Genomic DNA, 18,235 nt, shown 5'->3' with positions numbered 1-18,235 from the left:
GTTTTGGTGCACACAAGAGGGGTGTGCCCGGACAACACCAAAAGGTCTTTCCCTGGCCCCGGGTCCCAACCTAGAGGGTGGGGGGGGGGGGGGGGGGGGGCGGGGGGGCGGGGGAGGGGGGGAGATGGAAGATGGAAATCTCCCCTCTGCCCCTCTGCCCCTCTGCTCCCCTGCCCCTCTGCTCCCCGACAAGGCAAATAAGTTACATTACCAATGCCGCCTAGATTTTGAATACAGCGATTATAGGTAGGATGGCTGAGTAAACAGGCATCAACAATGGGTACTAGAGGTGCTCCTTGACCACCAACGGCAATATCAGCGGCTCGGAAGTTACTCACTGTAGGGAGACCTGTTAGATGGGCAATTACTGCTCCTCGACCTAGTTGAAGGCTATAACCAAGAGTATTTTGAGCTTTGAGTCTTACATCGGAGGAATTTTTTCCCCAACTACCCTTTTCTTCTTCTTTCTCTCTGTCCTCGCTTCGCCGTTCCTTTGGTGGTCGATGGTAGACTGTTTGACCGTGAGAACCGATCAGGTCTGCTATACCATATTTATCTTGAATTGTCAATGCTGCTTGAGAAAATTCTATGGCGATCGCGTCATCTAATTCAGCTAGTTCTGCCATACTTAGGACACTCCCGCCGCATACTGCCAAAATTTGCGATCGCAAATCAGCAGGATAGGGATAAATAGCAGAGCCCAGAAGTTCCACCTTTAAATCGCTTTCCGAACCAGAAATATCCACCAAAGCAGCATCAATGCCATCTACCGAAGTGCCACTAATTAAACCGATAACGCGAGTCATGGAATTGTTAATTGTTAGTTGTTGGTTGTTGATTGTTAGTTGTTACGTAAGGAATAAATTTGTTATTTGGAATGGGAGGAATATGTTGATGAATTCATATACAAATTAAATGTGTAAAAGCTTAACCGTTAACCGTTAACCGTTAACAACTAACAACTAACAACTAACAACTAACCAATTAGTTATTTAAGCATATCAATTGCTACAATTACCACCGTAATATTATCACGACCTCCCTTATCCTTCGCCGCATTCACCAGAGCCGTTGCTGCCTTTTCACAAGCACGAATCGATTTGAGAGGCGAAGCGATCAAAGAGTCCGAAAGTTCCTCAGTCAAACCATCACTGCATAGCAACAAGCGATCTCCTGGCTGCACATCCATAGGCGAAATCTCAATTTCACCCAAATCTTCCCGTCCCAAACACTGTGACAAAACGTGCCGCCAAGGGTGACTCCGAGCTTGATCTGGAGTCAAAGCCTTTCTTTTCACAGCCTGCGCTACCCAAGTTTGATCTTCAGTAATTTGTTGAAGTTCCGATCCCCGCAGCCGATAGAGGCGAGAATCGCCAATATTAGCGAACCAAGGTTCTCCCTCTTGGCGAAAAATTACTGCTACCGCAGTAGTCCCCATATCCGAGCGTTCTATATGCTTTTGTTGATCTTGCAAAATTGCCTGATTAGCTGCTAAAAAAGCTTTTTCCAGTAATTCTGAAGACTCCTGCGGGCTGTTCCAGTGTTCGTTGAGATAAGACTGTATCGCCTGGGTAGCGATCCGGCTAGCCTCTTGGCCGCCTGCGTGTCCTCCCATACCATCCGCCACTATGAAAAATCGCCCCTCCGGGTCGATGTGGTAAGAATCTTGGTTGACGGAACGAACCAGCCCTGTGTCTGTCTTACCTGCGAAAGAGCGTTTCATATTGGCGGTTGAATTCATCAAACTTGCAAAGGTAAATGGCAGGTATTTTTTTTAAGGTCTGCCTAACTTATTTTGCTAGTATCGCATATCTGTTGTTATTTTAGGCAAGAATCTTGGTCGTGTGAACTTTGTTTTGCTGAGCTGAAACTCAACTAGAACAATACTCACGCTTGAGGCTTAAGTCTCACGACGATCCATGCGGTCAATGCGGCGGAGTTGCCGCCACAGGGCAAATCCCATGATGGAGGCCAGAATAATCACCACCACTGCTAACCATACCCGATCGTTGACAAACAAGATCGTAGCCGACAAAGTAAAAGCGCTGAACAGCAGGGCGTAGTTAGTTCCCATCTGAACAATGCTGATGCGTCGCAGCAGACGGTCAGTTTCCGCAGCACGGACGCGGACGCGAATATCTCCCTGCTCTAACTTATCAATGGTTTCTTCAATCCGGCGAGGCAAGCCCAAGGCACTCGAACTTACCTGGGCAGCTTGACGGCCAATCTCATTAAAAATGCTGCTAGTTGTATCTTGAGCGCTTCCACTTTTCATAAGGTCTATGGCAAACGGCTGTGCCACCTCCATAAAATTGAACTTAGGATCTAAACCTCTGCCTACCCCATCAATTGTCGAAAAAGCCCGCATCACGAAAGTGAAAGTTGCGGGAAAGCGAAAAGGTTGGTCGTAGGCAATTTCGTAGAGGTCATCAGTAATTTTGGTAACGGATTGGGCCTCAAAGGGCTTGTCCATAAAGTTGTCCAGCATAAACTGGATCGATCGCCGCACTGGCCCCATATCCCCTGTAGGAACCAATGCTCCCAAATTAACTAAGGAGTTGATGATGCGCTGGCCATCTTTGGAAGCAATGCCGTAGAGAGTTTCCATCAGTCCTTCGCGGACGTTGGCTTCGATCACCCCCATCATGCCAAAATCGTAGAAAATTAGCCCTCCTTCGGGGCTAACAGCGATATTTCCGGGGTGGGGGTCAGCGTGGAAAAAGCCATCATTAAGTAATTGTTGAAGATAAGCTTTAGCTCCCATTTGTGCGATCGCGGCACGATCGAGCCCCGCAGCTTCCAACGCCTCATAGTTACTGATTTTAATCCCCGGCAGATATTCCAAAGTCAGCACTCGTGGAGCCGCATATTGCCAGTAAACTCGCGGCACTCGCACCCAGTCAGACTTGCGAAAATTGCGGCGAAAAGTATCAGCATTCCGACCTTCGTTGAGATAATCAATTTCCAGCCATAGAATCCGACAACACTCTTCGTAAATGCCCATCCAATCCCGGCCGCGTCCCCATTTGGGATGGTTTTGAAAGTAGCGGGCAATTCCCTTAAGAATCTGCAAGTCAATCTCGAACAGCTTCCGCAACCCCGGCCGCTGTACCTTGACGACTACTTCTTGACCGGAATGGATTTGAGCTTTGTGTACTTGACCCAAACTGGCTGCTGCCAGAGGTATAGGGTCAAAGTTCTGGTAGAGTTCCTGAATTGGCTTGCCGAAGTCCTGCTCGATAATGATTTCTACCTGCTCGTAACTGAAGGCAGGAACTCTATCTTGCAGTTTAGAAAGCTCTTCTACGTACTCCCCAGGAAACAAATCCGCTCGTGTGGAGAATAGCTGCCCTACTTTAATGAAAGTAGGCCCCAGATCCAGAAGTGTTTCTCGCACCCAGGCTGCCTGTATTCTGCGTCTAGCATTCTTCTTTTCTTCAGTAACGCCTCCCAGGTAGCTCCAATCTTTACTGTCTAGCCACAGCCAAGCCAGCCAGGTTAAAACAAAGGCCCAAATGTCAATAAACCGCCGATGGCGGGAGTAATTATCCCGATTCCAGCGGTACGATTTTTGCCGATAGGATTTGCCAGCAATTTTTGGCTGTAAGGAACTGCCAGTAAGCTTCGTATTTCGCTTACGGTTAACGGAATCATCAAGGAGAGCAGACACTGGGGTTCCCAAATAGGTTGTATAAAAGCACTTACTGCAAACGGCTACGGTAGCGTTGCAGCTCAGACCTCACAAGGGCAACTTCTGCCCGCAGCTCGTCAATGGTCGCTTGTAGGTCTGAGGCTGGTTGGGAGTCTATCTGCACGATCGCAGTCGTCTCCCGTGCTTGCATCGCTGCTTGGGCCTCTCTATTAGCTCGTTCCTCGACTGATTCATAGAAATGCCGCAAGCGTTCCCGCTGCTCGGCATCAAATTTACCAAGTTCGGAGAGAGCGCTGGTTAGTACACTCTCAAGCTGTTCGTAGAGTGCTTCGGCAACGGCTCTGCCGACAAAAAAGGCATGAACTGGGGGTTTACTCATGGATTTATTTTTGCGCTCGTCCGCAAAGAATTATAACTTGCTTGTCTGTATTGCTGCCGGATTCTACAGAAATACGTTGTTTTTGCGTAAGTCCTATACATAAAAAGCCCACTCTCTTGAGAGGTAATTAAGGTTGCTCTCTGTTTCATCAATGAAAATCAAATATTTTTAGCTTAACATATCGGAGCGTATTGCTGTCCTGATTTAGGATGCCATTAAGTAAACTTTTGGCAACTATTCTGATTCTAAATATAGCACTAAATCCTGAAAGCTTCGCCTAATCTCTAACTCTTTTGATCGGCAATCGCAAATTTCTTGGGCGCTTGTACTGGGCAAAAGAGAGTTAATAATTATTCTCGGTAATATGCAGGCAACTTTGTCGTGGATAAGCCGAGTCATGCTGATGCCCTGAGTTGCTATACTTATGAAGTAGGTTCTTTTAGTTTAGCGGGATGATGTTCGCTTGACTGTGAGTCGATTGAACCTAAGTTGTATTGCTAAATAAATCGCAGCTTTGCTCCTATGAAGCCTGAAAATCCAAACAAGTCTTTCCAAAATGCTGTTCCTACTTTAACGGAGCCTCATCCGGCTTCGCGCCGTCATGTAGGTTTTCCAAGTAGTCTCTTAAAGAAGCTTGCACAGAAGTTTAGGAACCTCAGCATTCGCAGCAAGATTCGCGGCGGCTATGCAGTTGCTCTTGGCGTTGCTGTTGGGGGAATAATAATAGGGCTGACAGCAGGCAATTATTACTATCAAAAAGCGGCGCTGCAAGTTGATATTGATGAGGAAAATCGCCACTTGAGGGATTTGCAAACGGCTTTGCTGCGGACGCAAATTTACCAGCAGCGCTTAGTTTATTGGCTACAGCAGCCAGAATTGTTCGATCAAAAATATAAGCAGCTACAAAAAAACGCTGACAGATTGAAGAAACTGTTATCTGAACTTCAATCTGAGGCAGATATAGCACAGGTAGAAGGTGTCAAGCCTTTTATACAAAATTACGAGCAATCGCTAGAAGTTTATATCCAAAAGCTAGATAAAATTATTGAGCAAATTGCAGTTTTGAAAAAGAGCAAGACTGGGGTAGCTAAGGCTGACAAATTACTATCGGATTTTGTTAAGGATAAAATTGGATTTAAGCTAGATAATCTAGCAGATGAGTTAGCAGAACTCATGGAGGCGGCAGACAAGCAAGAAGATTTGGCGCGGGTAGCTTCATTTCAGGCAGAGGTATTGCGATCGCACATACTTGTTTCCAGTATGCTACTATCAGTTTTGATAGCGTTACTGTTAGCTAACTACACCAGCTATGCGATCGCACGTCCTCTGAAGTCAGTAACTAAAATCGCTCAACAAGCAACTGAAGAATCTAATTTTGACTTGCAAGCACCTGTTACTTCGGAAGATGAAGTGGGAGTTTTGACAATTTCGCTCAATCAATTAATTCTTAAGGTAAAGCATCTATTGGCAGAATTACAAGCTGAAAAAGAATCTCAACTAATTCAGAGCGAGAAAATGGCAAGTCTGGGGCGAATGTTGGCAGGTGTGGCTCACGAAGTTAATAATCCTATCAACTTTATCTATGGTAATATAGACCCGGCTAAAGATTATATTGATGATCTGTTATCACTGCTAGCAACCTACGAAGCGGAAACTCCCAACCCATCTTCAGCACTTACAGAACAAGCTGATAAAATTGACATCGATTTTTTGAAAGAAGATTTGCCCAAAATATTGCAGTCGATGAAAGTAGGTGCGGAAAGGGCTAAGGCTATTATCTTAAGTTTGAAAGACTTTTCTCGTCTGGATCAGGCAATGCCTCACCCCGTCGATATTCACGCTTGTATTGAAAGTACGCTGCTAATTCTTAACAGCCGGGTTAAAAAAGGGATTAAAATTATTCGTAGTTATGGCGAAATTCCCAATGTTGAAGGGTATATGGGTTTGCTTTACCAGGTATTTATGAATATCTTAAGCAATGCCCTTGATGCTTTAGAAGAAGCGGAAGAAAGAGATAAAGCTAATTCAGGTAATGGTGCTAATACAATTAAAAACATAGAAGAAATGAGTAATAAAATGAGCTTTTCACCTACAATTACAATCGCTACAGAATTCCTGGATCTAGATTTTGTGCTGATAAAGATTGCAGATAATGGTACGGGTATTGCAGCGGTAACTCAAGAGAAGATGTTTCAAACTTTTTTCACAACGAAACCTAGAGGTGTGGGAACTGGGTTAGGTTTGGCAATTAGCCGAAATATTATAGTAGAGAAACACGGGGGGACAATTAATTTTTGGTCAGAAGTGGGAACGGGAACAGAGTTTATAATTGCTTTACCTGTTAAACATTAATTGGTAATTGGTAATTGGTAATTGGTAATTGGTAATTGGTAATTGGTAATTGCTAATTGCTGATAACTACTAAGTACTAACCATTAACTATTACGCAATCCTCATTATAATGATTTATAATAGTAAAGGGTTTAATGAGTAAAGAATCTAGAGTTTAGCAATGGCACAGTGAGGTTACAATTATGGGCTTATTTGACCAAATTTTGGGCGCGATCGAGAATCCAAATCAGCAGGCTAGTCCAAATCAGTTGGATAATATTGTCGGTACTGTCCAACAACTGGGCAATAACTACGGTGTAGATCTGGGAACTGCTCAAATGGCAGTGTCAATGTTAGGCGGTTATGTGCGATCGGCTTTGCAAGATGTGCGATCGCAATCTGGTAACTCACAAGCCGAAGCAATTGTCAATCAATACAGTGGCACAACTCCCAATATTCAAGCCGTTCAGAGTTTATTTAATCCTAACCAGGTAACACAAATTGCTCAGGCGATCGCTCAAAGAACTGGTATAGATGAGGGCACAATTCAAGCTATGATTCCTGTTTTGATTCCTCTGGTACTTAATTTACTGCAAATGGGAAGTAATGCTCAAAATCCACAGTCTGGGCAAAATTCGCTGTTGAGTTCCTTTTTAGATGCAGATGGCGATAATGATGTCGATATTGGAGATGCGATGATGTTGGCGGGACGTTTTTTAAATCAACCGCGTTAGATGATATAGCAACCGTCACAACGGTTAGGACACTCGCTTATGGCTGACACTATTGACTCTCTTCCCCTCTTTCCCTTCTTTCCCTAGTCCCTAGCCCCTAGCCCCTAGCCCCTCTAAAAAATTATGAGTTCTGAGTTTTGGATTCTGAGTTAACAAAAACTCAAACCTCAAAACTCAAAACTCAAAATCCAGAAAGTCAAATCTGATAGATTCAGTTAGCTTTCTAGCGCTCTGGAATCGGCTAAGAGAGCAAATTTTATCGGCGGCGATAAGGAACCGTAGTCTCGATATTGAGATTTGCCAAAGGCACTCGCGAGGGCGGAGTTGCGGGTACTGGCATCTGCCGCGCCATATTCAAATACTGCGACGGATCGCCAGCCTTTGCCTGTTGTTCTTGAGGAACAAAACGGCGCACGCTTGTCTGCCAAATCATTTGCGGGAAGCCCAACTGCGAGCGGTGGTATGCACCGTAGCGAGGGGTTTTCAGATTAAAAGGTGTTTCCCCTTCTTTCCGTTGGGGTAAAATCCGCCGTTGCTGATAAGGCACTTTATCGTAGCCAAATGCGCTTAGGTACTCTTCGCTGTTGAGGAGCTCATCGATAAACCCTTGGGGCCCTTTGTTAACAACCACAATCGACCAAGCGATCTTTTCGCGGTTGCTGTAAACATCGCGGCCTAAAATGCGCTGTACGCACATTTCTACAAAGCGATAGTTACTGTTGGTTTGGTAATTCCGCCGTAGGAAGGGATCGGAAGTCGCTAAACCGCGAATGAAGTCCCGTACAGTAATTTGGCCGCACTTGAGTTGCGATTCCAAAGATACCTGACGGTTGCTCTTCAGGATTTGGTGTTCGCTGTAAATCTGGCGATAGGCGGCCCAAATTAAACCTTCGATGTCCCCTGAACTCAGGACATTTTCAGTTGTAAAAACTCTAGGCTGCTCGTCGCCCCCGGTTTCAAAATTAGAAACACGCTGGTTTTGGCTCTTAGGGCCGTAGCTTAATAAAGGAAGCGCCACGTTACAATCTCCGTAATCTTAATTTTCAGAAGTTGTTGACACTTTGACTCTCCCCGCTCTGAAGACACGGGGATTCATTTCGACTTAGAGAGTTGCTCTAGCTAGGGATGTCAAAGTCCCTTTACTGAACTTACTCTACTTAGGTAAGAGCCTAAGTTCGCCGCTATTTTATCAACAGCTAGTGTATTGCTTTGACACTCCCCGGTCTGTCATACGCGGGGATTCTTAAGGACAAAATTTGGGGGATGAATCCGCCCAAATTTGGGTTCTTAAAGGGTAAGTCAGATACCCACTACCCACTCGCTCATGTTAGAGTCTATGGCTACTTGTTTTACTTACGGTTTGCGACTGTCGGGTTTTTCACCAACCTTCGTTCGTTGCCCCAAAATAACAAGCCTAAATCAGTTTGTCAAGACGAGTGGGCAGGATAAATCCTGCAACGCCCTTTCATCCCTGGACTAAAGTCGAGCGAGTTTTCAGGGTATTTTTTATAACTAGCCATCATTACAGAGTAGGGGATTCCAGCAATCTAAATCTGATTTTTCTGAAATTACGCAACAATCTTTAACATTTGTTGACGACTGCTGTGACTAAATCCTCCCTTTCCTCCTCTCCCTACCAACCGAGAGCTGAGTAAAATTGGTCTGGTGCTAGTTCCTCCTGTACAGGAGTATCATTCTCTGAGTCTGGTTCTACACGGATTTCTGTACAGAAAGTAGAGGTGCTGAAACCGCCAAAGCGCTTGACTGAACTTGTCCGCATCCGCACGTTGGGGTTAGCGAACCAGAAGCGCTCGATCGAACTCATGGTTTCGTATTCTGTAATTAATACCAATCCATCCTCAGCATCCATCTCATAGCGTCCAGCTACGGGGACGATTTCCGCATAGCCACGCTCTCGTAGCATTAGGCCTTGTCTGGGATTTTCTGCATCGGGTACGATCGCGAACACCGTAGACCCCTTGTGATTCTCATCTTCTTTGTCCCAGGCCATCGAGCCGTGCCAAGTCACAAAAGCACCACCCGCTGCCTGACTGGGTTCAATTTCGTGCATCTGGCAAATTTCAGCGACTCGCGGATCGTCCGCCGCCAAGGCTGTCACCTCAATATTTGAATCTCCCAGTTCCGCTTGTCGGAAGGCTAGGTGATGGATGCTGCGCTGCGATCGCCACAGGCCAGCACTTCTTTGAAAAAACTCCATTGCGTCCATTAGACTAGCTCCTTTGGCTCATCCTGCCTGCTTTTCACCCTTTTATGATAGGGCCATACCCACTTAGATGTACTTTTGCTACATAGATAAGTACGAAAATGTTTACTTTGGACAGATTGTCAATACTATGTAACTATAATTTACAATTAAGGGGATACAAAGAACCCAAGCCAACGTCGTTCTTAAAATATCTCCCTTATAGATTTGGAGGAGTGAATTATGGAAATGCCCACAGGTCTTAGCTTAGAACAACAATTCAAACTGCAAGTTTTGCGCGATGAAGTCAAGCACCTGAGTCTTGAACAAGCTCAAGAGTATCTCGTCGAGGTGCTGAGGCAAAGTATGGTTAAAGAAAACTTGTACAAGAATTGGCTGAAAAGCGCGTGATCGACTTGACACTGACTTTAAGGCCGTCAGCATCAGATATCATGCGATTTCCAATCGCGGCTGTTCAAAGAATCATTACCCGCGCGATTGGAAATTGTGGCTACACAAAAAACTATTGTCCACTTAAAAATGACTTAGTTTTACCCGCGTTTGCGGGTTTTGTGTGTTTAGGTGTGTTTTTAAGAGTGCGCCAGAAACTCTACTGATTATATTATTTAGAACTTACTCTGACACACTCTACAAGTCTTAGCGTAAACTTTGGCAAAGCCCAACAATCCTCAAATTTAACCAAAACGTCCGCTCACATATTCCAGCGTCGCCTCTTCTTTCGGACTTTGGAAAATAACTTCAGTCTTATCACACTCAACGAGATAGCCAAAACGCTTGCCATCTTCGGAGAGTTTAGCATTAAAAAATGCAGTCATATCGGAAACTCTGGAGGCTTGCTGCATATTATGGGTAACGATAACAATCGTGTACTGCTCTTTAAGTTCTCGCATTAACTCTTCAATTTTGAGAGTTGAAATCGGGTCAAGAGAAGCACAGGGTTCATCCATTAATACCACGTCAGGATTAATGGCGATCGCACGGGCGATACAAAGGCGTTGCTGCTGACCCCCAGACAGCGAGAAACCGCTTTGTTTAAGCTTATTTTTCACCTCATCCCATAGATAAGCTTGACGGAGCGATCGCTCCACCAACTCATCCATATCTCCCTTATAATTATTCACCCTTGCCCCATAAGCGATATTATCGTAAATCGACTTCGGAAAAGGGTTAGGTTTTTGGAAAACCATACCAATTTTACGGCGTACTTCTACTGGATCTACATCAGCATCGTAGAGATTTTGGTTGTGGTAATAAATTTGTCCTTTTAGGCGAAAACCGTAAACCAAATCATTAAGGCGATTAAAACATCGCAGGATCGTACTTTTGCCGCAACCAGAAGGCCCAATAAAAGCAGTAATTTCATTTTTAGCAATACTGAGAGAAGCATCCTTAACGGCTAAAAAATTACCGTAATAGATATTGATATTGTCTGTTTGTAAAACAATTTCCGGTTCTTTTTCCAAGTGCATAAAAGCATTCTCCAATCAATTTTTACTCAATAGATAGCGATCGAACTTAAGTTTTAACCTAGACACGATCGGGCTTGCATACCCAATATTCAGAGAGGCTTAATAGACTTTCTGACGAGTTGCCAAACGAGACAGCACACTTGTCAGCAAAACTAAAAACACCAAAATCAAAGAAGCGGCCCAAGCCAACTCCTGCTGTGCTTTAAAAGGAACTGTCGCAAAGTTGTAAACCAAAACAGACAGAGATGGAGTTGGTTCCAATAATCCTTTTGGCCAAAAAGGCGAATTAAGCGCAGTAAAAATTAAAGGCGCAGTTTCACCAGCAGCACGAGCAATTGCCAGCGTTACCCCTGTTAAAATAGCCGGAATTGCTGCCGGCAGAACTACTCTTAAGACAGTTTGGTAATTAGAAGCCCCCACGCCAACAGAGGCCCATCTAATATCTTGAGGGACGATTTGTAACGCTTCATCAGTTGTCCGTACTATAGTTGGCAACATCAGCACTGCTAGGGCCACACCGCCGGCAAGTGCTGAGAAATTACCTAGAGTTACTACCAGCAACCCGTAAGCAAATAAGCCAGCCATAATTGAAGGAACACCACTAAGAACGTTAGTCGCAAAACGAATCCAACGGGCCCACTGACCTTTGCTAAACTCAGACAAATAAACTGCGGCTAAAACACCAAAAGGAACGGCAATTAAAGTCCCAATTCCTACAGTCATCAAAGTTCCGAGAATTGCATTAGCTATGCCACCTCCCGAGAGTCCGGGAGCCGGAGGCAGTTTAATAAGCAAGTCCAAGTTTAGGCGGTTTATACCTTTGGCAGCGACGTATAACAGCACTGCAAATAAAGGCAAAATCGCAATTGTCAGACAAGTTCCTGCCAGGATAGTCATGCCAATATTGAAAATCGATCGCGGACTGCTTTGAGACTTTTTTAAACTAAAGGAACCGGAGCCAAAAGAGTTGGGATCTTCAACGCTAGTAGACATAAAGTAAGACTCTAAACGGATGGGCAGATTTCTAGTTGTACTTCGCTCTGACGCGAGAGACAATCAACTCAGCAAAGATATTAACTATCAGCGTTAAAGCAAATAGAATTAACCCTGCGTACATTAAAGCTGCTACTTGCAAGCCAGAGGCTTCAGCAAATTGATTCGCTAGCAAAGAGGCAATAGTATTACCAGGAGCTAGGAGAGAAAGGCTTAACTGATTGGAATTTCCAATTAACAGCGTAGCAGCCATTGTTTCTCCCATCGCGCGACCTAGACCTAGCATAATTCCGCCGACAATTCCAGAGAAAGCAGCGGGTACTAACACTCTAAAAATCGTAGTCCACCGGCTGGCTCCCAAACCCAGAGATGCTTGACGCAATTCAGGAGGAAGACTAGCTAGAGAATCGCGAGAAATTGCTGTAATAATTGGCAAAGTCATAATTGCCAAAACTATTCCCGCAGGTAGCATTCCAGGGCCCACTGGAGGAGTGCTGAAAAATGGTAGCCAGCCGAAATAGCCGTTTAGGAATTGTCCTACAGGCTTGATCAGGGGAATTAAAACGTAAATTCCCCATAAGCCATAGACGACGCTGGGGATAGCGGCTAAAAGCTCTACCAAAAAAACCAGCGTTGTGCGTATCGGCGGGGGCAGAAAATCCTCGCTTAGGAAAATAGCGGTTCCTACACCTAATGGTACTGCTAAAAACAGCGCGATCGCAGAGCTGACGATCGTTCCGTAAATCATCGGTAGCGCCCCGTACTCGTCTTTAACGGGGTTCCAGCTACTTGAAAACAGAAATCCTAGGCCATATTTTCCAATCGCGGGTAAGGCTCTAATTGCAACTGTAATCGCGATGATTAGCAATATTACGGCAATTCCCACTCCTAAAATGCGAGTTAGCCAGATAAAGGCATTATCTAGTGACTTTTCTGCGTGAGAGCGGGAGCGATCGCCTATACCGCCTTCGTTAGCTTGTGGAATCATACAAGAAAGTAAAATGATAGTTTCGTTTCGACCTAGTTTGGTAATGGCTAATGGCTAATAGCTAATGGCTAATGGCTAATGGCTAATGGCTAATGGCTAATGGCTAATGGCTAATTGCTAATGGCTAATTGCTAATGGCTAATTGCTATAGCAAAGGGCAAGAATGTTAGGAATTGAACCCCTGATGCAACCTACTAATTGTGTCATTAGCCATTAGCGATTAGCCATTACCAATTACCAATTACTTATTTGACTTCGATCTTGTAATCGGCACTAATTCCATCAGCGGCGGCGGCCACTTTCTCTTTAACATTTTCGGGGAGAGGAACATAGCCCAATTCCGCACTCACCTTTTGACCTTCATTTAAGCCGTATTCGATCATGGCTTCTATAGCTTTGGCTTTGTTAGGATCGGTAACTTTCTTGGGAATTAGCATCCAAGTGTAGCTAACAATAGGATAGGAGTCAGCCCCTTCTGGATCGGGAATAAACGCCCGGAGATTCTCAGGTAGCGTCACTGCTGCAAGGGTTTTTTCTCCTGCTTCATCGTTGTAGACAACAAAGTTGCCTGCTTTGTTTTGCAAGGCAGCAAACTTAACATTATTACTCTTGGCGTAGCCATACTCAATGTAGCCGATCGCGCCAACGGTTTGTTGAATAGAAGCAGTGACACCTTCATTGCCCTTGCCACCAACATTACCAGCCGAGGGCCACTCTACTGTCTTGCCTTCCCCTACTTTTTCTTTCCATTCTGGACTGATGGCGCTGAGGTGTTTTGTGAAAACTCCTGTGGTACCGCTGCCGTCAGAACGGTGCACAACTGTGATATTTTGGTCTGGTAGCTTAGCACCTGGATTAGCAGCAACAATCTTGGGGTCGTTCCACTTGGTAATTTTACCCAAGAAGATATCTACATAAACATCTCTGGGCAATTTCAGTTCAGTTACGTCTGGCAGGTTATAAGCAATTACGATACTGCCTGCTGACATCGGCAGCAATAGCACGCCTTTATCTGCTGGTACTTTGGCGATTTCTTCATCTTTCATGGCGGTGTCGCTAGCTCCAAAGTCTACAGTACCTTTGGTAAACTGCTCTACCCCTGCGCCACTACCCACCGACTGATAATTAATCTGTAATTTCGGATTTGCGGTGTTGAAATCTTGGAACCAGCGCTGGTAAAGCGGTGCAGGAAATGACGCGCCAGCGCCTGTCAAACCTACGTCGGTAGCGAGGGCGAGTTTGGTATTGGCGGCATTGGTGGAAGTCGCAACAGGAGAAGCGCTGGGAGAGGCGTTGTCAGTTGCGGCATTGTTTGTACTACCGCCGCCACAAGCTGCTAGGCTCGCGGTGAGGGCTAAGGCGGAAATTGATGCACCCAAACGGTTGGGATTGATGAGATTGATGCGAAAAAGCATGATTATAAAAGCTTGAGCCTTTGTAAAGAATATCCCATAAGAGGATAGCGCTTATAAGTAAAGATCAGGTTAAGAAATTGAAATTTTTATAAAGTATTTATCTATATTCATTTAGCAAGAGGGAACTGGATAAATATATCATATCGCTAATTCACGTAAAATAAGTGTATTTAATGTAGGATGACGCGCCGCCTTGGCAAATCTATGTTTTGAGGCTATTAAGTTGATATTTGCGGCAGATCGGAAATTTTTGCTCTGATTTTGTTAAAGTAGTCAAAGTTAGCGTATAATTATTTCTTCTCTAAATTTACCCTTTAAGCGCACAAGCGCAACAATGTGCCTAAAAATCAATCCCGATCTGCGTGACATTTGCATAATTCCTAGTAAAATTAAAAGTTTAAAATTAAAGATGAATTCTTCTCATTTTTAATTTTCAATTTTTAATTTTCAATTCTCATCATGCCTGCTCCCATTGAATTACTCTGGGCCGTTGTCGGTTTGCTCCTTACGATTGGCGGCACTTTTTTAGAAGCCTTCGTTGCCAATCCCGCCTTAATTTGGGAGCATGGACTTCAGCCACGATCGCTCGGAGTCACCTATCAGATTGGAGCCGTCTTACTGGTAGGTTGTATGGGAGGTAAAACTGCCGCTGTCCTTTCTCAAATTGCCTATTTAGCGTTAGGCTTAACCTTACTGCCAGTCTTTTCTCAAGGGGGCGGTTTTGGTTATCTGCAAGAGCCAACTTTTGGTTATCTGCTAGGTTTTATCCCCGGTGCGTGGCTATGCGGCAGATTTGCTTTTAAAATGCCGCCACGATTAGAATCTCTAGCTTTTAGTTGTTTGTGCGGTTTACTAAGCGTTCATGCTATAGGCTTAAGTTATCTGGTTGCGGTACACTTCCTGCAATTGACAACTGTAAAAGCCTTGCCTCTAATGCCAGCAATTCTGAAATACTCGGTTTATCCTCTACCCGGTCAACTAGCATTAGTTTGTGCTGTTACAGTGTTAGCATTCTTTCTCAGATGCTTAATGTTTTATTGATTTAACTAACCATTTCATGCGTTTCAAAAAAAATCCCCTATTCTGGGTTGCTGCTCCTATAAGCCTAATTTTAGATCACCTAAGTAAACTTTGGGTAGTGCAAACTTTTGCTCTGAAAGTCCCTCCCGAAACACTGGCGTTGTGGCCGGGAGTATTTCACTTTACTTACGTTACTAATACTGGCGCTGCTTTTAGTTTGTTTAGCAACGGTGGTGTAAATTGGTTACGGTGGCTTTCTTTAGCAGTGAGTGTAGGTTTAATGATATTAGCTTGGTTTGGGCCGAGGCTAAATCGCTGGGAACAGGTTGGCTACGGCTTAATTTTGGGGGGAGCACTCGGTAATGGGATCGATCGCTTTGTCTCAGGTGCAGTGGTGGATTTTCTGGATTTTCGGCTGATTCGATTTCCAGTATTCAACTTGGCTGATGTATTTATCAATGCAGGAATTATTTGTTTGCTGATGGCAGTTTTCAGAAATTCGCCGCCGCCAAGAAACAATTCTCAAGAGGAGTCGGGATGAAACTTGGAGAAGAGAAAGCAAAGAATAATTGAAAATTAAAAATTAAAAATTAAAAATTAGTAGAGAACGTAAGTCCTAACTTAGCCTCTCAGGAATGCTTTACAGCGTTCTTGGAGTTGCGAGTAGAATAAGCGATAGCTGATATGCTCAAAGCTGATAGCTAAACATGACACCACCCCAGCCGCCTCGGAAACCTCAAACCATCTTGGGTGCGATTACCCAAGTAGTCCAGACGATCGCCAATGTTAATTTTAAGCAGTTGGCGCTTAAACCCAATGCAAAAGTGCCTGAACTTTGGGTTCAGGATGCGGGTGCACCTGATGCGGAGAAATTTCCGCTGTTAGGCGATCGCTACTTATTGGGTCGATCTTCCAAATCCTGCGATATTGTGATTCGCAATCCCGTAGTCAGTCAAGTTCACCTGTCTCTGTCGCGGGACTCTGTACGGCGATCGCCCTTCGTGCTCCGAGATGAAGACTCCACCAACGGTATCTATCGCGGTAAACGCCGAATTAAAAGCATTTCCCTGCGTCACGGCGATATCTTCACCCTAGGGCCGCCAGAATTGGCCGCTGCTGTGACAATTCAGTATGTAAACCCGCCTGCGTGGTACGTGAAAGCTGTTCGCTACGGTTTTTATGGCTTTACAGGACTAAGTGCGATCGCGGCGACACTTGTAGGTATCGAGTGGACAAAATTCAATGTTAGACCAATGCCAAGGACAGTCACGGGGCCTGTAATCGTCTACGCTCGTGATGGACAAACACCCCTGCGGCCGCCAAATAACAACGCTCACTTGGAATTAAAGCGATTACGAGAGTTTTCGCCTTATTTACCAAAAGCAGTAATTGCCTCTGAAGATTCGCGCTATAACTGGCATTTGGGTGTCGATCCGTTAGGGATTTTGCGAGCTGTGCTCACAAATGTGCGAGGCGGTGGTATTCGGGAAGGCGCGAGTACGATCACTCAGCAATTAGCAAGGAGTTTATTTCGAGATTACGTCGGTACTCAAGATTCTGCCGGCCGCAAATTACGGGAAGCGGTAGTGGCTCTGAAGATGGAGACATTTTACAGTAAAGATGAGCTGTTACAGACTTATTTAAACCGAGTGTTTTTAGGTATTGACCTTTACGGGTTTGAGGATGCGGCTCGATTTTATTTTGGTAAGTCAGCGAAGGATTTAAGTTTGTCAGAGGCGGCGACGCTGGTGGGGATTTTGCCTGCGCCAAATAGTTTTAATCCGATTCAGAATTATCAGTTGGCGGTGGAGTATCGCGATCGCGTGTTGGAGAGGATGCGGGCAATGGGAATGATTTCCCAGGATGAGGCGGATCGAGCGAGGCGATCGCGCATTGAAATTAACCCGAAGGCGCGAGAATTTCTACAAAGTACGATCGCGCCTTATTTCTACAGTTATGTTTTTAGCGAATTGGAGTTTTTATTAGGGGAACAGTTAGCCAGAGAAGGCAATTTTATTGTCGAAACAGGTTTAAATCCCACCATCCAAAAAGCGGCTGAAAATTCGCTACGGAATACTGTTAATAATTCAGGATCGGCAGCGGGATTTTCCCAAGGTGCAGTCGTTACTCTTAACTCTAGCACAGGGGAAATTTTAGCCTTAGCGGGGGGCGTAGATTATTTACAAAGTCAATTTAATCGAGCTACGCAAGCCCTAAGACAACCGGGATCGACGTTTAAAATTTTTACTTATACATCGGCAATTGAACAAGGAATATCCCCTAGCAAGGTTTATTCTTGTGCTCCCCTAAATTGGGGAGGTCAAACTTTTGATGGTTGCGAACGCAGTGGTGGTAGTGCGGATATATATCGGGGTTTAGCCCAGTCTGAAAATGTAATTGCTTTGAGGGTTGCTCAGGATGTGGGTTTAGATAATGTGGTGCAAATGGCTAGGCGTTTCGGTATTAAATCTAAACTCAATTCTGTCCCTGGTTTAGTATTGGGACAGAGTGAAGTAACTGTGTTAGAAATGACTGGTGCTTTTGGGGTTTTAGCTAATCGTGGTGTGGGGAATCGTCCCCATGCCATTAAGCGAATTATTGATAGTAGCGATTGTAAAGATCGGGATAATGTTGATAGTTGTCGGGTGATTTATGAATATCAAAACGATCCGGCGCGTAATCAGGAAGTCGTATCGGCTCAAGTCGCCGATACGATGACTGAATTGTTGCAAAATGTGGTAAGAGAAGGTACAGGGAGAAATGCTTTTTTAGGATTAGGAGAGGCGGGGAAGACTGGAACTACTAATGATAATGTTGATTTATGGTTTATTGGTTATATTCCCAGTCAAGAATTGGTGACGGGAGTTTGGTTAGGTAATGATGATAATACTCCCACAGGTGGAGGTAGCGCTAATGCGGCACAATTGTGGGGAGATTATATGGAGAAAGTTGTGCGGTAAAATGTGGGTTTGATTAAGCACGCTTCGTTCACACGATTTACGTAACGCCGCCATCCTGGCGGTGACTTTA

The 18,235-nt window shown here is 44.7% G+C and carries 16 protein-coding genes; 6 read left to right on the top strand and 10 right to left on the bottom strand.

What is annotated here, in order from left to right; translation table 11 throughout:
- From PY364_RS02465 to PY364_RS02450, 4 genes are all read right to left on the bottom strand, one after another.
- On the bottom strand, nucleotides 1-806 hold an 806-nt coding region (locus tag PY364_RS02465), incomplete at its 3' end, for an anhydro-N-acetylmuramic acid kinase (protein ID WP_275520212.1).
- Between the two features lie 182 nt (nucleotides 807-988).
- Entirely contained in the window at nucleotides 989-1,723 is a 735-nt protein-coding gene (locus tag PY364_RS02460) for a PP2C family serine/threonine-protein phosphatase (protein WP_275520210.1), read from the bottom strand.
- Between the two features lie 177 nt (nucleotides 1,724-1,900).
- Nucleotides 1,901-3,670 carry an AarF/ABC1/UbiB kinase family protein gene (locus PY364_RS02455; protein WP_275520208.1) on the bottom strand — a complete coding sequence of 590 codons (1,770 nt, stop codon included), beginning with the start codon at nucleotides 3,668-3,670 and terminating at the stop codon, nucleotides 1,901-1,903.
- 31 nt (nucleotides 3,671-3,701) lie between these two features.
- Nucleotides 3,702-4,031: a DUF6825 family protein gene (locus PY364_RS02450; protein ID WP_275520206.1), complete on the bottom strand. Its 330-nt coding sequence runs from the start codon at nucleotides 4,029-4,031 to the stop codon at nucleotides 3,702-3,704.
- 522 nt (nucleotides 4,032-4,553) lie between these two features.
- Here PY364_RS02450 and PY364_RS02445 point away from each other — a divergent pair.
- Both PY364_RS02445 and PY364_RS02440 read left to right on the top strand, forming a co-directional pair.
- Nucleotides 4,554-6,383 carry a HAMP domain-containing sensor histidine kinase gene (locus PY364_RS02445; protein ID WP_275520204.1) on the top strand — a complete coding sequence of 610 codons (1,830 nt, stop codon included), beginning with the start codon at nucleotides 4,554-4,556 and terminating at the stop codon, nucleotides 6,381-6,383.
- A 182-nt stretch (nucleotides 6,384-6,565) separates the two neighbouring features.
- Nucleotides 6,566-7,096 carry a hypothetical protein gene (locus PY364_RS02440; RefSeq protein ID WP_275520202.1) on the top strand — a complete coding sequence of 177 codons (531 nt, stop codon included), beginning with the start codon at nucleotides 6,566-6,568 and terminating at the stop codon, nucleotides 7,094-7,096.
- 256 nt (nucleotides 7,097-7,352) lie between these two features.
- On the opposite strand, the gene PY364_RS02435 is transcribed toward PY364_RS02440, so the two are convergent.
- Both PY364_RS02435 and PY364_RS02430 read right to left on the bottom strand, forming a co-directional pair.
- Nucleotides 7,353-8,114, bottom strand: coding sequence for a phycobilisome rod-core linker polypeptide (locus PY364_RS02435; protein ID WP_275520199.1), 762 nt, complete (start codon nucleotides 8,112-8,114; stop codon nucleotides 7,353-7,355).
- A gap of 615 nt (nucleotides 8,115-8,729) precedes the next feature.
- A complete protein-coding gene (locus tag PY364_RS02430; RefSeq protein ID WP_275520196.1) occupies nucleotides 8,730-9,323 on the bottom strand; it encodes a phycobiliprotein lyase in 594 nt (197 codons plus the stop codon).
- Nucleotides 9,324-9,542: 219 nt separating this feature from the next.
- Here PY364_RS02430 and PY364_RS02425 point away from each other — a divergent pair, with 219 nt between their 5' ends.
- Complete coding sequence (locus PY364_RS02425; RefSeq protein WP_007353443.1) at nucleotides 9,543-9,710, top strand: NblA/ycf18 family protein; 168 nt, start codon at nucleotides 9,543-9,545, stop codon at nucleotides 9,708-9,710.
- A 284-nt stretch (nucleotides 9,711-9,994) separates the two neighbouring features.
- Here the strand turns inward: PY364_RS02425 and pstB are convergent, their stop codons facing one another.
- From pstB to pstS, 4 genes are all read right to left on the bottom strand, one after another.
- The gene (gene pstB / locus PY364_RS02420) at nucleotides 9,995-10,789 is read right to left on the bottom strand and encodes a phosphate ABC transporter ATP-binding protein PstB (protein ID WP_275520194.1); all 795 of its coding nucleotides are present in this window, start codon (nucleotides 10,787-10,789) and stop codon (nucleotides 9,995-9,997) included.
- A gap of 99 nt (nucleotides 10,790-10,888) precedes the next feature.
- A complete protein-coding gene (gene pstA, locus PY364_RS02415; RefSeq protein ID WP_275520192.1) occupies nucleotides 10,889-11,782 on the bottom strand; it encodes a phosphate ABC transporter permease PstA in 894 nt (297 codons plus the stop codon).
- 31 nt (nucleotides 11,783-11,813) lie between these two features.
- Entirely contained in the window at nucleotides 11,814-12,770 is a 957-nt protein-coding gene (gene pstC, locus PY364_RS02410) for a phosphate ABC transporter permease subunit PstC (RefSeq protein ID WP_275520190.1), read from the bottom strand.
- 245 nt (nucleotides 12,771-13,015) lie between these two features.
- Nucleotides 13,016-14,185 carry a phosphate ABC transporter substrate-binding protein PstS gene (gene pstS, locus PY364_RS02405; RefSeq protein WP_275520188.1) on the bottom strand — a complete coding sequence of 390 codons (1,170 nt, stop codon included), beginning with the start codon at nucleotides 14,183-14,185 and terminating at the stop codon, nucleotides 13,016-13,018.
- A gap of 459 nt (nucleotides 14,186-14,644) precedes the next feature.
- Here pstS and PY364_RS02400 point away from each other — a divergent pair, with 459 nt between their 5' ends.
- The 3 genes from PY364_RS02400 (at nucleotide 14,645) to PY364_RS02390 (ending at nucleotide 18,165) form a co-directional block, all read left to right on the top strand.
- A complete protein-coding gene (locus PY364_RS02400; protein ID WP_275520186.1) occupies nucleotides 14,645-15,226 on the top strand; it encodes a biotin transporter BioY in 582 nt (193 codons plus the stop codon).
- Nucleotides 15,227-15,242: 16 nt separating this feature from the next.
- Nucleotides 15,243-15,746, top strand: a complete 504-nt coding sequence (lspA, locus tag PY364_RS02395) for a signal peptidase II (RefSeq protein WP_275520185.1) — start codon at nucleotides 15,243-15,245, stop codon at nucleotides 15,744-15,746.
- Nucleotides 15,747-15,912: 166 nt separating this feature from the next.
- Complete coding sequence (locus PY364_RS02390) at nucleotides 15,913-18,165, top strand: transglycosylase domain-containing protein (protein WP_275520183.1); 2,253 nt, start codon at nucleotides 15,913-15,915, stop codon at nucleotides 18,163-18,165.
- Nucleotides 18,166-18,235 lie beyond the last annotated feature (70 nt).

Origin of the sequence: Kamptonema sp. UHCC 0994, assembly GCF_029167235.1 — a bacterium.
Classification (GTDB): Bacteria; Cyanobacteriota; Cyanobacteriia; order Cyanobacteriales; family Microcoleaceae; genus Kamptonema.
This window is presented reverse-complemented; position numbering and strand designations above follow the sequence as displayed.

Bases quoted from the DNA above. Each gene is read 5' to 3' on its own strand.
- PY364_RS02460 (WP_275520210.1), bottom strand. From the start codon at position 1,723: ATGAAACGCTCTTTCGCAGGTAAGACAGACACAGGGCTGGTTCGTTCC.
- PY364_RS02450 (WP_275520206.1), bottom strand. From the start codon at position 4,031: ATGAGTAAACCCCCAGTTCATGCCTTTTTTGTCGGCAGAGCCGTTGCC.
- PY364_RS02390 (WP_275520183.1), top strand. From the start codon at position 15,913: ATGACACCACCCCAGCCGCCTCGGAAACCTCAAACCATCTTGGGTGCG.
- pstB (WP_275520194.1), bottom strand. From the start codon at position 10,789: ATGCACTTGGAAAAAGAACCGGAAATTGTTTTACAAACAGACAATATC.
- PY364_RS02430 (WP_275520196.1), bottom strand. From the start codon at position 9,323: ATGGACGCAATGGAGTTTTTTCAAAGAAGTGCTGGCCTGTGGCGATCG.
- pstA (WP_275520192.1), bottom strand. From the start codon at position 11,782: ATGTCTACTAGCGTTGAAGATCCCAACTCTTTTGGCTCCGGTTCCTTT.
- PY364_RS02400 (WP_275520186.1), top strand. From the start codon at position 14,645: ATGCCTGCTCCCATTGAATTACTCTGGGCCGTTGTCGGTTTGCTCCTT.
- PY364_RS02445 (WP_275520204.1), top strand. From the start codon at position 4,554: ATGAAGCCTGAAAATCCAAACAAGTCTTTCCAAAATGCTGTTCCTACT.
- PY364_RS02425 (WP_007353443.1), top strand. From the start codon at position 9,543: ATGGAAATGCCCACAGGTCTTAGCTTAGAACAACAATTCAAACTGCAA.
- pstC (WP_275520190.1), bottom strand. From the start codon at position 12,770: ATGATTCCACAAGCTAACGAAGGCGGTATAGGCGATCGCTCCCGCTCT.
- PY364_RS02440 (WP_275520202.1), top strand. From the start codon at position 6,566: ATGGGCTTATTTGACCAAATTTTGGGCGCGATCGAGAATCCAAATCAG.
- pstS (WP_275520188.1), bottom strand. From the start codon at position 14,185: ATGCTTTTTCGCATCAATCTCATCAATCCCAACCGTTTGGGTGCATCA.
- lspA (WP_275520185.1), top strand. From the start codon at position 15,243: ATGCGTTTCAAAAAAAATCCCCTATTCTGGGTTGCTGCTCCTATAAGC.